A 15,588-nucleotide genomic window follows, 5' to 3' on the forward strand; every position below is an offset into this window, starting at 1 on the left:
ATGTTTGAACTTAAAAGTATAAGCTTTGTGTAATAAACCGATTTTTTGGGGTTTGATCACTTTCATCAGTTTATAACACCAATTTCGCCGCGCTCAGAATCTCCAGCATGGCCCCCTCGATGGACAAGGTTGCTCTGTTGTCGATACTCAGCGTAGCACCGCCACCGGTGATGTTGATATCGGTGGCACTGCCTGTGAGGTTAATTCCGGTGCTGCTTCCTGTCAGATTGAGTGATGTGCTGCTGCCAGTTAAGTTAAGAGAGCTACTGGAACCCGTTAAATTTAGACCACTGCTTGAGCCGGTTAACCCGAGGTTACTTGAAGCTCCAGTCAGTGACAGACCGCTGCTTGCACCTGTAAGGGATAAACTGGATGTCGCTCCGGTTAAAGACAGGTTACTAGATGCGCCTGTCAAAGATAGTCCAGCCTGAACGCCGGTTAAGCTTAGACTACTTGAAGTACTGGTTAAATTCAGCGAGGTGGACATATTGGTGATACCAATACTGCTGGACATGTCAGTAATTGAGATATTGTTCGACATCGTGGTGATGCCTATGCCATTGGACATATCTGTAATGGAAATACTATTACTGGTGCCCGTGGTACTCATGCTGTTACTGGTGCCCAACGTACTGGTACTGTTGGAAGTTCCTACTGAACTGATACTGGTAGAGGTGCCAACGGTACTGTTACTTATTGAAGTGCCTACGGTACTGGTACTGTCACTTGTATCAATCGTACTGATACTCACTGAACCACCTGTTTGAGTGGATTCTGAATAGGTGCCTCCAGTTTGAACCGAGTAGTTTTCAGACTTACCAATATGCAGGTTCTTACTGTAGGTATTACCGTAAATCGCAGAGTCACTGTAATTGACGTATCCCATCATATCACCGGGATCATCACCCAAGTCGGCGCCAACGCCCATACGAGAAATCGAATGGCTACGCTCTGTTACTGAATACCCATAAGAGCTGCTTTCTGAATAGTTAACGCTATTGTAGTTACCACTGTTTCTGTGTTTTTCTACAATGGTTCGGGCTTTGCTCAATGATGTTGTGACGTTGGCGCCAAAACTAATGCTGGTATTATCGCCATAGCTAGTGCTGTAATTATTGCCAACATTGGTGGAGCAGGTGTAATCCTCGGGCATGATGGTTTTGTTGCCCTTGTTCTGCATTATCTGGGTAACTTCCGGGATTTCATTGTTATCCTGGCTGCGAGAAACGGTCACCCATGCACCGGTTTCCGGTATGGTTTGCATGTGCTCTGCAAGTTTTACCCAGTGGATCGAGTCGGGATCATCGATAAAGTTGACATAAATGCCGCGACAGTTGAATTTTTGCTGACCGTTATCATCGAATTGAAAATCTTTTTTGTCGTACGCGAAGCCGTCTTTTTCCAGATACTTTGCTGAGCTGCCTTCATAATCCGTTTCGCCATCGTGATCCACCACCAACGCAAGAATACTACCCTGGTTTTCTTGTGGCGGAGTAAAGGGCGTCGCCAGACCATTGGCATCCATTGCTTGAAAGGAATTTGAATAATCACCCGCAGCGCTCCCTTGGTGCTGTACTTGTGTAACCACAAATTCTAAGCCGTCCAATGTAGGGCATATGGGCATTTCCGGATCATCGTCATAGCGTTCTTTTACCACGAACTTATGACCGGCTTTAAGCTCTGGACAAGATGACGACCCCGAGAATTCAAAGCGTGACGCCACCAGGCGATTCATATGTTCGTCGGTCAGGGTGTTGATTTCTTTCTCCGATGCGCCGTATTGCACCATGTTGAGAAACTCCATATTGAGTTTCTCTTTTTTGTTGGCCTTGTTGATGAACACAGGGGTGGCCATCGCGGTGTTTTGCGATTCCCAAGTGGCTTCTTTTTGTGCCAGTACAGTGGTGATACCAGATGATGTGAGGTTCTGCTTGTAACTAAACTGGGTAATGTAGTCGTCACGCTCCAGCGATTGCTGATGGGTGTAGCTCAGATACAGCTCTTTTAAATCGTGGGTTTCTTCTACTTTACCTGCATCGTTCACTTTGTATTTATAGATGCCAGTGTAGTAAGGCTGATCAGTGATAATCATCTTGTGATGTTTATCGTCATGCTCGAAATAATAAAACAAACTGACTTTTTGCATCAGTTTGTTGAGAAAATCTAAATCGGTTTCACCTGCCTGTAACCAGTCTTGTTTGCGATAGCTGGCAAGTCCTCTTACCACTCGGGAAGGTTTCTTCTCTAATTCTTCTTTGTTGAACTCAATACTGTTTTCACTGAGGATCTCGATAATGACATCCAGAATAGTTTTTTGTGAGAACAGGCGGTAGTTGTTTTGTAGTGAAAGTTTAAACACTGCCGGTTTCAGGTTGGCGGTATAAACACCGCGTTCAGCCATGGAGAAGTTACTGATTATGCCATTGAAATACAGTACCGGGCGGTCATTTGGGTATTCTCCCTCGTACATGTCTTTTTGGGTTTCCGGCAGACCCATGCGAATACAGGCCTTTGCTCCCAGGATTTTTTGAAAATCTAATTTTTGAGAAGTAACACCACCCTCACTTAGCAAAGAGCCATACTTACCCGCCAGTTCTTTTCCCCAAGGACTGTTGATGCCAGAAGAAAAATAGGTGTTGGCTCTGAGATTCAAAGTGAAATCAAACATTTGAGATAAGGATTCTTGACCAGAAAAGTTCTGCAATCGCAATGTCTGATCATCAATAATAGTGCCGTCATCCAGCTCAATATAAAAATCCAGGCTACAGCGGGGGGCTGGCGGCGTATCTGCTTGCCGAGTACCGGGATATTCGGTGTAATCAATTTTCTCCGCTATCTGAGTGGTGTTTTTTCCCGTGTTAAACTTCACGCGATATCCTCCCAAAACTGGTTGTTGAGAGTGGGGATCACCGTAAACTTAGGCAGGTTGAGGGTTTTACCCTGGCCAACATCTGACTTCAACCAACTGGATTGTCCTAAAAACATGGAAGATTTTTGGCTGAGTTGTGACTTGGGTAAACATTCCCAGTCTAGTTTTAGTCTGACATCTATTTCGTAGCGACCATCAGTGAGATAGGCCAACATAGATTTTAATACTTCGTGAAGATTGCCCTTGGGCATCAAACGACGACATTGATCGATGTTCTTTAAAGTGAGTAGTAACCCGATTTTTGCTTGGTTATCCCAGTGTTTTTTGCCCAAACCAACACCTGAACCTAAACGTGCGTTTTCTTTCCCTAATCGAGTTTGCCAGTTTTCCGGTAGCTTTCGCCAACCGCCCTTACAAGGCTCAATTTCCACCTTGCAATCAAACATACATTCAATAATTTGTTTTAATGAGGAATAATTTTGTCGATTACCGATCAATAACGCTGAGAAAGTAAGAAGCTTCTCCTGAGTGATAGGCAGACGTTTAAATAGATCAAAAGTGCTAAGCCCCGTCAAGGACTCCAGAATATTGAAGATTTCACTGTTAATACTGATATCGTTAAACAGCATCGGATCCAGCTGTTTTTTGATGTCGAATAGCAAGTGCAACAGGCGATTATTAAACAGATCAAGGAACGCTTCAGGACCCCGATTACCGCGTGACTTTTGTTCTAACAATAAATCGTTATACACATCGGGGAGTGGGCCTTGCTGACCTGTGAGTGCATAACCATTTACCTTAACTTCAGTAACCTGGTCATCGGATTTGAGATTGGCAATGAAATTAGGCATGAACGCCTGTTCGTTGACCGCTTTAAATCTTATTTGCGGGATGCCTTCTTCTTCCCGTACAACACACTCAAGTACGCGAATCGCTTGATAAAAATTGAATTCTTCTGCCTGACCTGTTAACAGATCTAGGCAAGATATTTGTGACCGCTCAGGGGTTTCCACTGATAAACCTTCTTATTGCCAACCATTAATTCCAGTCGGACGAACGAGTTGATATGGGCAAACAATGCCAAAAACTGGTTTAAAACAGAGCCGAATAAAATCATGCTGCTGCCTTCAAACTTGCGACCGTATAGGGTGAGTTTGAAGTTAACGCCGTGATAGTAGCCTCGCCAACCACTTTTTTGAACCGGAAACATATCATTTTCAGCAGTAAAATTTTCAATGCTTTCGATTTGGCGTTGTGCAACGTTGTTATCTTTTCCGGCATAGAGGTTTAGTATCGAAGTTAGAGAGTCCTGAGCGAGCTTAGGGTCTGTCAAAGACACATAGTACAAAGATAAGTGAGAAAGCACCTTCCACATGTGTTCTGAGTTGGCCTTTTGCGAACGATAACGGGTAGGGCGGGTAAGCAGTTTTGCAGACTTAATCGGTGAACTACCAATAACGGAAAACTCTTGCCCAATATTAAATAGTTCACTCCAGGTGCGATTGCAGCATAGTGTTTCTGCATAGAGAGTTTCGCCAATAGGAACATCTCTTACAAAGGCCTCACTGAATACCGATAACCAGGTTTCTGTTCCCGGCGTTTTGGTTTTGTGGCTGGCCTCTGTTTGTGCCAGCCAGCGAAAATCCGAGTCTTTGTGATCACTTCTTACAATAGAAAAGTAAGGTTGTAACTCTTTAGATTCGCCACGGCGATTCATGGAAAACACTTTGTCAACGCGATATATCTCCAGACAGTCGTAGTTTTCTCTGCTTGGGAATAATTTATAGCGATAGTCTTTGTGGGTCAGCGGTAAAGGCTCTGAGGTTTTCTTAAACAGATTTACCACTGGCATACAATTAAGCTTAAGGCTGTTGCGCGACAGGTTGATATTCTTTGGAATGGGCTCATCAAATACCAGCATCAACCGCAAAGATTGATTGAACTGTACTTGCTCCATGCCATCCACTTCGAAAAACAAAAATTTCTCAGGGAAGTGGAAGTAGTCAAATAACAGCGAATAACCTAAGTCTTGCTGATTAGTGCAAGGCATAGTGCGCTCGTCATCTTCGTAGCCACAGAATTTGAGGTTGTCCTTGCCTAGCGTTGCCACCCGTTCATTATTAGCGTCGTATACAACGGCACCGACAAAACCTTTGGCAAGGACATTATAAAACTGGTACTTGGCGTTATCATCGAGATTAATGAAGAAACGCAGCGGTTTTTTCATCATCAAACCATCGGCTGCCGCCTCTGGTGATGAAACCAAATTGATATCAATAATCGATTGGCCTGTTTTAAAGTGATTGCGAACGTAGTCTTCCTGGTTTATGGGAAACTTAGCAATACTGTTAACCTTCAAAGGCCAAAGGTTAACCGGGTGGCAAGAAGAAAAACGACACTGGTTCAAGCGCGCAGTTGCTTCTGTTTTACCCGAAACATTGATGGGTTCGAATTGGCGTTGGCCATTGAACAAATAGCCATTGTCAAAATCGGCAGAAAAACCATCCACGTCGCATTCCATAATCGCCATTGAAGGGATGGATGATACGAGTTGAGGGTAGAGCTGTTGCAATAGAATCGCTGGAAGCTGCTTAGTCTCAGCTTCCATATTTTGCCGCAGACGGCTGGTCATCCAGGCGAAGGATTGCAACAGCAACTCAATATGCGGATCTCTGGATTTGCCTTGGTTTAGCGCCAGTTCGTCAGCAATTGCGGGATAATCGCGGGCAAACTCCAAGGCATCACTGCGCAATTCAGCCAGCTCAGATTTAAAATAATCTGTTAGTTGATCTCGTGAATTGCTCATTACTTAACTCCAGCGACGCTCAGGGTGTGACTAAAGTCCTCTCTTACATCTGCTACTTTAATTTGACCTGAAACCGCTATTCTCTTGGGACTTAGCGGATTTTTGTTGCCTGTCAGGCTAACTTTGGGATTGATAATTCGTGGCTCGTAGTTTTTAACCATTTCGAGTACTTGCTCCATCAGCAGGGTACTGTCTTGACTATTAGCTGCGTAGTCTACCGGACTATCAATGCCAAAGTTAAGTATCGATTTCTCACCTTTGTGGCCTTTCCTCACGCCATCAAACCAAGAACGACCCGATACTAAACGTTGAAGCTCCTCTCTGATCGACTCCCGCAGGACGCTCATTTTGCCAAAGGTATCCTCTGGCATCTTGAGGTCAGGCTGACAAAGCCGATCAAAGAGAAAGCGACGCATTACATTGGTCCTCTGTTACGCGCCACGCTCCAGCTGTATACAAAGCTACCGGTGATCTGAGCTTGACTATCTTGATGCGAAGTCGTCCACTCGATATCGGTAAAGTTAAGCGTGATTTGCTCAGTTGCCATGTCATTTGGATGTGACTGGGCTTCTACTGAACTGATCATGCAGTTATACAGTTTAACGGTCATGATGTTACCGATGATTGAGTTACCGTCACCATCCATATTTGCATTGCGGCAAAGGAAGATTTGAGTCGGCTCAGAACCATCATCAATCGGTGCTGCAGACAGGCAGTACTTGTATAAAAGCGGTGACGTTTTATCAAGGTACTTAACTGCAGTAATATCATTCAAGTTAGGACGACCAGAGGTACGCGCAGCGTTACTCACGTCGGTTGTCATTTGCTGTTTCATGCCAAAATGCATGGATACCAGTTCAATACAACCTGACAGATCATCACCTGCGTCTACCAGCTCACCATCAATTAAGCTGGCGCCAGCAAGGTCTTCCAAACCTGGTTTTAATAATACTAAATCCATAACGATTTCCTCTTAACTAGTTATCAGGAAGGAAGATCTGCAACCAGTCGAATCGACGTGGATAGTTCTTCTAACTGAAAATGGGGTTTCAGGAATACTGTCGCTCTATACGCGCCTGGCTTTCCTGGTACATCAGTTACATCGATACGCGCTTCACGTAACGGATACTTGGCCTTAATGTGCTGAGGCGGCGTATCGTCGAGCAGTACGTATTGTGCGATCCAGGTGTTTAGATAGTTTTCAACGTTTTGACGCGTCATGAAACTACCAATTTTTTCACGCATGATGACTTTGATGTAGTGAGCAAATCGCGATGCAGACATTACGTATGGCAGCATTGATGAGATGCGCGCATTCGCAGTGGCTGAATCAGTCAGATACATCTTAGGTTTGTTGGTACTTTGACCACCGAAGAATGCAGCCTTATTGGTGCCCTTACAGTGACAGATTGCCATGAAGCCTAAGTCGTTTAGCTCTTTCTCACGACGGTCGGTGATTGCTACCTGTGTAGGGCAGTTCAATTCGATATCGCCGCTTTCAGTTTCAAATGTGTAAGCCGGTAAGCCTTCTACCAAACCACCACCTTCAACACCGCGGATCGCAGCTGTCCAGCCGTGTAGGGAGAACGCATTAGTAATACGCTGACCTAAGATGTAGGCAGGGTTACTCCACAAAATCTTACGAGCGTCTACTTGCTTAAGCGTTTTCTCAGTGGCATTGCCATCTTCATCGGTATCAACCAAGGTTACAGCAACATCTTCGTCGAAGTAGATACCTTCTACCGGGTTGTTCTCGTGATGATACGGCAGACGCATCATAACTTTAGGCAACGTTAATGTGACGTAGCGAGAGTCTTCACTTTCGCGGAATGAGCGCCATTGAATTAGTTCAGCACTCTCAAATAACTTGCTTAAGTCACGAGGTTTGTAAAGGTTTGAGAAATCATCCATATCGAATAATTTCGCATACGCTGATGCAATGAATGGCGCGTGAGCTGCCGCTGCGACACCTGAAATCATTTCCAGGAATTTGATGTCTCGTGCAGTACGACCAAATTCAAAATCACCTAACAATACGCTGTAGGGTTCGCCACCGAAGGTACCGTATTCTTCTTCATAAATGATTTTGAATAGGGCGCTTTGGTCAAACTCAACCGCTTTATCCAAATCTTTGAACAAATCGTCATAAGACACGTTCAACAGGCGGATTTTAAGCTTGTTGTTAGTTTCACTATTCATTACCAGGAAGTGTAAACCTCTCCAGCTGCCTTCCAGCGCCTGGAAATCATCGTGATGGATAATAAGGTTTAGTTGCTTGCTGATAGTGACGTCTTTTTCTGCGATACGGTGAGTCAACATACCACCATGGTTGTAATCCGGATTGTCACCTGTAGGGATCAAATCGTCTTTCACCATGATTTGCTCAACGTATTCAGCAATCAGTTCAACTGCATAAGGTTTTTGAGCATCTTCCAGAATCATCTGGCCTTCGCTCAGCATGCGCGCAATGGTTTGACCGTCTTCGAGTTCTGCTGCATAAGCTTCCAGAATGGCAGCTTCATAAGCAGCCTGGTCAATTTTGCCTGCCGCACGTTCAGTACGAGCAGTCTCTACAGCTTCTTTGGCACCAGCAACTGAAGCTTTTAACGCATCCCCTTTTTCAGAATCTGATAAAAGTTCTGAAAGGATGCCGTTCAGGCCATCGTTACCATCCAACTTAGCCATAAAGTCACGCAAGCGGCTACGCTCAAGGTAGATTGCATTGAGTTTAGGTACACGTTGAACAACGACTACAGGATCAAAGTCGTCGATGTGCATGAAAGGCACATTAACAGACAATTCGCCTGATTCGTCAGGAAGTGTATTAGGTACACTGAATTTCACTCGAGGTTCGATTGACTCAAGTACCTTGTTGAAGTTATCGCGATCAATCTGAACCATTTTACGGTCCCGAAGTGGGGGTAAAACTTTATCAGATTTTGCAGAAAGAGGAGCTATAACACCCACGATAAATGGGATCTCCTTTTTCTCCAACGCGCCGCCCGTTTCTACGTCATAGGTAATTTGTACCCGAGGTGGGCGAACCCTGCTTAGTTTATGTTGTATGCTATTCGACATTCGACTAGCCTCCGTTGATAAAAATTAAGCGTTAATTCGTTTAGCTACTAATGTAGCGCCTCTCGAACATAGATAACGCGCCCTCCATATACTCTTTTGTGTAGTTCCCCTTCCAGGACCAACATTTCAAGAGCCTCCATAACCAGATCCCTGGCGTTGTTCATGCTTTGTTTGGTTATCCACCAACTCGCAATACCTTCGACTGTGTCTCCGGCATGCGGATTGCCACGGAAGTATTCCCTAATGTCCTTGGCAATGCTTTCTACTTTGACCGGTTGTGATGCCATATCTCTCATCCACTTGTTCGTTAATTCAGGACTGTCCGACAAAATAGAGCGCATTATGCGTGCCAACTTTTAAATGTTTTTAAGTTATTGATATTATTGGCTTTTTGAAATGTGGAGAAAACCCTTGTAGGGGTATTTTGCCCTGGCAAAAATTAACCAATTACGCTGTGGCACAGGTAATTAAAGGGGGCAGCCAAAACCAGGGTATAACTGACCTACGTGGCAGATTAGCCCTAAGCATCCATACAGGGGTTTGAGGTAAAAATAAACAGATTACGCGTAACACTTGCGCTAGTGTTCTTAAGAGCGTTTCGGATAAGTCGCTGTATTAGAGGGGATTATGGGTATTTTTCCACTGAATTGAGCATTGCCTAATTCTTGAGATAAGTGCCATCAATCCCGAATAGGATTTATTGCTTGGTAGATTTGCCTCAATGTGGCTGTAAAAGCCCTGGTGATGTGATGTTGTTGATTGAAAAGTCTGATGGTTTTGGTTCGCCATCTTTATTGCAGAGAGCGTGCAGCTGTCCAGATAAGGCGTCGTTCTGGTGCCATAAATACTTCTGTGAGCATTATTGAGTGAGTATAGGGTCAACTAGACATGTTTTATTGTGTGCAAGACCTTGTAATGTGAAAGCCATCAACAATTGTAATGTTGCTTATTTTTTCAAAGAAACAAAAAAGGCGTGATAAAGATCACGCCTTTTATGAGAAGGTAACAGCTATCAGGTGGAAAACTGATTGCGTTCCAGACCGTGCTTTTCCATTAGTCGGCAAAAGGAACGGCGCTCCTTTTTGGCGATACGAGCGGCTTTAGAAATATTCCCCTCTGTTTTGACGAGGATTCGGGTCAGGTAGTCCCTTTCGAACTGCACGATGAGTTCTTCTTTGGCAGCTTGAAAACCATCGAACGCTTCAAGATCACCATTGATACGATTAATCACGTCGTTGTCTGTGCCATTGGACCCAGTGAGCAAGGATGTGTCGGAAATGATGAATCCTTCGGTCAGGTACCATGCTCGTTTAACGAAGTTTTCCAGCTCTCGAACGTTACCATCCCAATTCCAGGCTTGCATTGCCGTGATCATATTGGCAGAAAATACTTTAACTTCACTGTTGCTTTGCAAACTAAGCGTAGACAAAAAGTGCTGTGCCAGAATCTGAATATCTTCTCCGCGTTTCTTCAGAGGAGGTAAGGGGATTTGCAATACGTCCAGGCGATACATTAAGTCTTCGCGGAAGTCTTTTGCCTTGATGAGCTCCTTCATGTCTTTGTTACTGGCAGCGACAATGCGCACATCTACCAGTTTCACATCACTGCCACCAACAGGGCGTACTTCACTGTCTTGCAAAAACCTTAACAAAGCAACCTGAGCTTTCGGCGATAAACTATCAACCTCATCAAGAAATACCGTGCCGCGATTGGCAATTTCCAGTAAACCTGTTTTTGCTTTAGCTGCACCAGTAAAGGCGCCTTTTTCATGACCGAATAGTTCGCTTAAAATAAGGTCATCCGTAAAGGCACCACAGTTAATAGGCACAAAGGCTTCATTGGCGCGGTCGCTCATATAGTGTACTGCGCGGGCCGTCAATTCCTTACCTGTACCGGTTTGCCCTTTAATAAAGACATTGGTATTGGCATAAGAGACCTTCTTTATCAGGCGAACGGCCTTGATAAAGGAAGGGGATCGGCCATAAAAATTAAGACGCAAAAATGTGTCATCTAATTCTTTAGGATAGAAATGTTGTCTTTGCAGAATACGTTGTTCAGCGTAATGCAGATTGTCGATTAACTGACTTGCACCTGCTTGCCAGAAAACCGTATTGTCGCTTAAGTATGGCGGCAAAATCTGAGGCTTCTGATCAACAACTAAATACAATATCTGTTCATTAGTACCGTGGTACTTACGAATATCCAATGATTTGATCTGTTCCCATTCATTGACTACGACGAGCCAAATGATAGGAATGCTGGTATCTACCTCATCGTGGCTAATTGTATCATAAGAACGGGTGATAATTTGACCCGAACCTAGCAATTCTGCCACGGAGTAACTTGTATACTCGTCGGTAAACGAAACGAGTCTGATTTGTGTGTCCCTGATTATCATAACGACGCTAATAGTTATGTTTAGACATTATAAGTAGATGATTATGTTACAGTTTGCAACATGCTAGTGGTGAAAATTCACCAAATATCATAAATTTTGCTAATTAGAAGTAAATATGTCGTTAAAAAGTCTTTATTGTTTGAAAAGTGTTCAGGAATAGATAAAGCTTATTAAAAACATGAAGTTATACTTTTTCAGGCATGTATTCAGAGTAATTTATCGTAGATTTTTAGCACCTCAGCAGGCTCAGCCCTTAGTGTGTAGTCTTCCTCTATGAATCGAAAATGAATTGTGTGATTTTGACCAATGACGAAGGTTGCCGGCACCGGCAATTGAAACTGTTTTTCTTGAGTGCGCTCAGTTAAATCGATATTCCACTTCAGCAGCAAAGCTTTCATCTCCTCATCCAATTGCCAGATGAGGCCCAGCTTTTCAGCGTAATCCATGTTTTCATCGATCAATATGGGGAAGCCGATATTATTTTCCTGTTTTACTTGCGAGGTGTATTCAGGTAATTCTGGTGAAATTGCTACGATGTTAAAGCTTTCGAAGGATGCTTCATAATGACGTTGCCAGAATTGCATCTCGAGGATGCAGTAGGGGCACCAGCCGCCGCGGATAAAAACTATTACAAGAGGTCCATTAGCCAGTAACGTTTCGCTGGACACCATTTCTCCTGACAACGATCTCAACTCAAAGCCCGGAATTTTTGCACCGACGGGAAGGCAGCTGCTGCAGACAGAATTAGATTGAAATAGAGAAATACTGCGATTGATGGTTTCCAGAATGTCTGCTGGGGTGGAGGCATCAAAAGAGTTTTTGTATTGTTTAAGCTGTTCAGCTAGCGGCGACATGGCGAGAGCTCCGAAGGTTTGTTACCTACAGATATAGAACACTATTTTGAGTTGTAAAGGGGAATCGAGCGAGCGCTCTTAATTACTGGTTTTTTTTCTAATCACACTAAGTTCTTTCAGTAACTCGTTCTCACGAATGCGCAATGCTCCAAGTTCATAGGTGATTTCATCGGCTCGGTTGCCAAACTGTCCATATTCTCCAGATGACACATTAGTGGATACATCCATTGACGTTGGAGGTTCTGGGGAAAGTTGGATAGCCTCTTGTTTTGCATCTGATGCTTCTACTTCGTCAAACAGCAATTTTGATTTGCTTTTCGCCTGTGAGTCGAGCATTTGTAACTTTTCACCAAACCTGTCTAACGCAGGACGATTAACATTTAACCCTAACTCCACGCATTCTTTGTGAGTGGCTTCGTAATTGCCATAATCATACTTGCGTATGATCTTCTTCACCATTTCAACTTTTTCTACCTGGAGTTTTTTATTAAACATAGTGGCTACACGTCATTCAAAGTTACTTACTGCGTGATTCTTAGCTTACCCGTATTGAGGTTTTCGGCTAAAAATACATCGAACATTAATAAAATGTTAATACAATCTTGTCAATAATAAGTCAAAAAACGTACAGATAAAAGTGAATAATGCACAAAAACTCTATGATATTGGGGTTTTAATCTCTACTTTCTGAGTAAATTACCGAACTGTTCTCTTTGATTTGTTCAATTAATTATAGCTAAATCCAACCATACAAGTCTGTGATCGGAACTGCTCGGGTTGTCATTGCTACCTGTAACTAAGTGGCTCTGCGGTGACGATTCATCCGGCCAATACACGCCACCTGTTAATGTTTTTAAGCCAAACCCTGATGGCAACACATAGTCTGCCCTCATTCCCCACTGAGCGGTGTGGTACTGGCTATAGTTGTTATCCTTGGCTTCGGTGTTGTTACCGTTGCGCTTTGGAGTTAAGTCAGTTTTTTGAAGTTCTGAAAATCCTTTTGCTAGCAGCGGATCGTGTAATAGGGAGGTAATGGCTCTGTTACCATCGTGTTCGGTAACATCGCCTTCAACAGTCGAGGCATTTAAGTCACCTAAGATCACAAATCGACTAGCAAGGTCTAACCCGTTGACCTTTTTACCGTTGTCATCTTGCATCCATGCAGTATGGCCATTGATATAGTGCTGCCAAAATTTGATCTCATCGTGATTCCTTCTACCATTTCTGTCTTCTGCACCATCAAAAACTGGCGGAGTGGGGTGAGAAATGAGCAGATGTACCTTTTTATCATTTACTGTAATTGGCACGTCTACATGGTTTTTAGAGGACAACCTGAACTTGTTTAACCCGTCAGCCGAATACCAGGATTCGCCATTATTTTCTGGAAGCAAGGCGCCGGGCATTGATTTCCAAAGTAGTTTTTGAAAGGAATGTATGTCGTTGTCTAGTATTGGATATCTCGATAAAAGCACCATGCAGTATTGTCCGGGATAATGACCAAAACCATAGTTATCTATTGGACTTTCAAGCCCCCTGAAGTTCATTCCAGAGGAAACACCAGTATTGCAATGTGGTTGGTAAATATAAGGATATTTCAAAGCTTGTTGGCCTGACTGAGGCATGCCAAGATAGTCTTCGAGGTACACCTCTAAGGTTACACCACCATCATTACCATCAATTTCATTTATGAGCAGTATGTCGGGGTTGATACGCTGGATAATTTCAGCGGATTTTTTTGCAGGTATATAATTCCCTGTTTTTAACTTGTCTTTTAGTTCGCCTTTTTGTCTTGCTTGATCAAGACCAATGTTAAAAGTAGCAATGCGAAAGGACTCAGGTGTTTCTGTCATAATGTGGCCTTGGGTAAAGGAACAGAATATAGTGAAGGCAAAAAGCCATGGTTTAACATCGATTTTCATAAATAGCGTCGCCTTCCGGAATTAGTAGTAAGTTCCTGATTTACAGGTAAACTAGTAACATATCTAAGTAAAAAAATCCCAAGAATCAACCGCGCAATCGGTTTAAGGTGAAAAAACAAAGTGATGACCTTGGAGTTACAGCCAATCTATCGATGTCCAATTTGTCGTTTACCATTACAGCATCAACAAAAAACGTTTAAGTGCGAAAACAATCATTGCTTTGATCAGGCTAAAGAGGGCTATGTAAACTTATTGCCTGTCCATAAAAAGCGTACCAAGGCTCCGGGTGACAGCAAAGAAATGTTATTGGCCCGGAGACAGTTTCTGAACGCGGGATACTACACTTTTTTGCTTGATGAGGTTGGGGATATTGTCAATTCTGTACTTGGTACTGAGCATAGTCATATATTGGATTTGGGCTGTGGGGAAGGTTTTTACAGTTACCAGCTGAATAATCAATACTGTGTTGAGCGTTCTGCATTGAGCTTTTATGGATGCGACATTGCAAAACCCGCGGTACAGATGGCGGCTAAACAACACAAAGAAGGGCAGTTTTGCGTCGCCAGTGCAGCAGATTTACCTTATGTGGACAATGTTTTCGACTTTGTCCTCAATGTTTTCGCGCCTTACAGTGAAACTGAAATTATCAGGGTGACAAAAGAGCAGGGCTATTTTCTGTTGGTGGGACCCGGTCCGGACCATTTAAAAGAGCTCGCCCAATTTGTTTATTCTGAGGTTCAACCTCATCAGGGAAATCCTGCTCAAAATACCCATAATAGTGGACTGCAAAAAGTCTCCAACAAAACCTGTAGAGCCAAAGTCGAAGTGGCGGGACAGTATTTAGGATCGTTGCTTATGATGACGCCTTATTACTGGAGTATTAACGAGGAAAACAAAGCGCGATTATTGGCCTTAAAATCTTTAGAGATTACTTTTGAATTCACGCTGGAATTATTACAGCCTGTTTCTGATAATGGAGAAGCTAAATGATTGTTCAAATTAACGAAATAGAGAGCCGCATTATTGGTGTTTTACTGGAAAAAGAAATCACCACACCAGAGCAATACCCTCTTTCTTTAAACGGCTTAACTGTCGGATGCAATCAAAAAAGCAATAGAGAGCCGGTAATGCAACTTTCAGAGGTTGAAGTGCAGTCTGCCTTGGATTCTCTCAAAGAAAAAAGACAAATCATCGAAGATAACTGGGGTAGTCGGGTAAGCAAATATAAGCATAAGTTTTGTAACACCGAGTTTGGCAGTCTGAAATTCACACCTCAGCAAACAGCGATAGTTTGTTTACTTTTACTCAGAGGAGCGCAAACGCCCGGGGAGCTGAGAACTCGTAGCGGCAGACTTGCAGAATTTGTTGACGTAAACGAAGTAGAAAGTACACTGCAATCTTTGATGGACTTTAATCAAGAACAACTTGTCGAAAAGTTACCCAGGGAGCCAGGTAAAAGGGAAAGCCGATATAGGCAGTGCTTTAGCGATGCTCCTCAAAACGGTGAAGCTCCATTTGCAGCGCAATCATCCATTGAGCAAACCACAGCACCACAAACGAGCCCGGCTGAAGCTGAATTGGTTGAACGAGTTAGTATGTTGGAAAGTCAAGTGGAGCATCTAACAAAAGAGCTCAACGAGTTAAAGAGTTTGTTAGGGGAATGA

At 43.4% G+C, this 15,588-nt stretch carries 13 protein-coding genes; 2 read left to right on the top strand and 11 right to left on the bottom strand.

Going from position 1 to position 15,588, the window contains the following annotated elements; all coding sequences use genetic code 11:
* Positions 1-70: 70 nt before the first annotated feature.
* The 11 genes from ACXAGP_RS20725 to ACXAGP_RS20775 all read right to left on the bottom strand — a co-directional run bounded on the left by ACXAGP_RS20725 (position 71) and on the right by ACXAGP_RS20775 (position 13,924).
* Positions 71-2,869: a contractile injection system protein, VgrG/Pvc8 family gene (locus ACXAGP_RS20725; protein ID WP_475263639.1), complete on the bottom strand. Its 2,799-nt coding sequence runs from the start codon at positions 2,867-2,869 to the stop codon at positions 71-73.
* The gene (tssG, locus tag ACXAGP_RS20730) at positions 2,866-3,882 is read right to left on the bottom strand and encodes a type VI secretion system baseplate subunit TssG (RefSeq protein ID WP_475263641.1); all 1,017 of its coding nucleotides are present in this window, start codon (positions 3,880-3,882) and stop codon (positions 2,866-2,868) included. Before tssG ends, ACXAGP_RS20725 begins: the two co-directional genes overlap by 4 nt.
* Complete coding sequence (gene tssF / locus ACXAGP_RS20735) at positions 3,846-5,675, bottom strand: type VI secretion system baseplate subunit TssF (protein ID WP_475263643.1); 1,830 nt, start codon at positions 5,673-5,675, stop codon at positions 3,846-3,848. Before tssF ends, tssG begins: the two co-directional genes overlap by 37 nt.
* Positions 5,675-6,091 carry a GPW/gp25 family protein gene (locus ACXAGP_RS20740; RefSeq protein ID WP_338292578.1) on the bottom strand — a complete coding sequence of 139 codons (417 nt, stop codon included), beginning with the start codon at positions 6,089-6,091 and terminating at the stop codon, positions 5,675-5,677. Before ACXAGP_RS20740 ends, tssF begins: the two co-directional genes overlap by 1 nt.
* Positions 6,091-6,636: an Hcp family type VI secretion system effector gene (locus tag ACXAGP_RS20745; RefSeq protein WP_229527273.1), complete on the bottom strand. Its 546-nt coding sequence runs from the start codon at positions 6,634-6,636 to the stop codon at positions 6,091-6,093. The genes ACXAGP_RS20740 and ACXAGP_RS20745 overlap by 1 nt, the downstream gene beginning before the upstream one ends.
* Positions 6,637-6,659: 23 nt before the next feature.
* Positions 6,660-8,753, bottom strand: coding sequence for a type VI secretion system contractile sheath large subunit (gene tssC, locus ACXAGP_RS20750; RefSeq protein WP_475263644.1), 2,094 nt, complete (start codon positions 8,751-8,753; stop codon positions 6,660-6,662).
* Between the two features lie 47 nt (positions 8,754-8,800).
* Positions 8,801-9,040 carry a hypothetical protein gene (locus ACXAGP_RS20755; protein ID WP_338292581.1) on the bottom strand — a complete coding sequence of 80 codons (240 nt, stop codon included), beginning with the start codon at positions 9,038-9,040 and terminating at the stop codon, positions 8,801-8,803.
* Positions 9,041-9,765: 725 nt separating this feature from the next.
* On the bottom strand, positions 9,766-11,088 hold the full coding sequence (locus ACXAGP_RS20760) for a sigma 54-interacting transcriptional regulator (protein ID WP_475263646.1): 1,323 nt from the start codon (positions 11,086-11,088) through the stop codon (positions 9,766-9,768).
* A gap of 269 nt (positions 11,089-11,357) precedes the next feature.
* Positions 11,358-12,005: a peroxiredoxin-like family protein gene (locus tag ACXAGP_RS20765; RefSeq protein WP_475263647.1), complete on the bottom strand. Its 648-nt coding sequence runs from the start codon at positions 12,003-12,005 to the stop codon at positions 11,358-11,360.
* A gap of 78 nt (positions 12,006-12,083) precedes the next feature.
* On the bottom strand, positions 12,084-12,500 hold the full coding sequence (locus ACXAGP_RS20770; protein ID WP_475263648.1) for a hypothetical protein: 417 nt from the start codon (positions 12,498-12,500) through the stop codon (positions 12,084-12,086).
* Between the two features lie 227 nt (positions 12,501-12,727).
* On the bottom strand, positions 12,728-13,924 hold the full coding sequence (locus ACXAGP_RS20775; RefSeq protein WP_475263649.1) for an endonuclease/exonuclease/phosphatase family protein: 1,197 nt from the start codon (positions 13,922-13,924) through the stop codon (positions 12,728-12,730).
* Positions 13,925-14,047: 123 nt separating this feature from the next.
* Here ACXAGP_RS20775 and ACXAGP_RS20780 point away from each other — a divergent pair, with 123 nt between their 5' ends.
* Positions 14,048-14,914, top strand: coding sequence for a putative RNA methyltransferase (locus tag ACXAGP_RS20780; RefSeq protein WP_475263650.1), 867 nt, complete (start codon positions 14,048-14,050; stop codon positions 14,912-14,914).
* Positions 14,911-15,588, top strand: a complete 678-nt coding sequence (locus tag ACXAGP_RS20785; RefSeq protein WP_475263652.1) for a YceH family protein — start codon at positions 14,911-14,913, stop codon at positions 15,586-15,588. Before ACXAGP_RS20780 ends, ACXAGP_RS20785 begins: the two co-directional genes overlap by 4 nt.

Source organism: Planctobacterium sp. AWM4_229, from assembly GCF_056160305.1.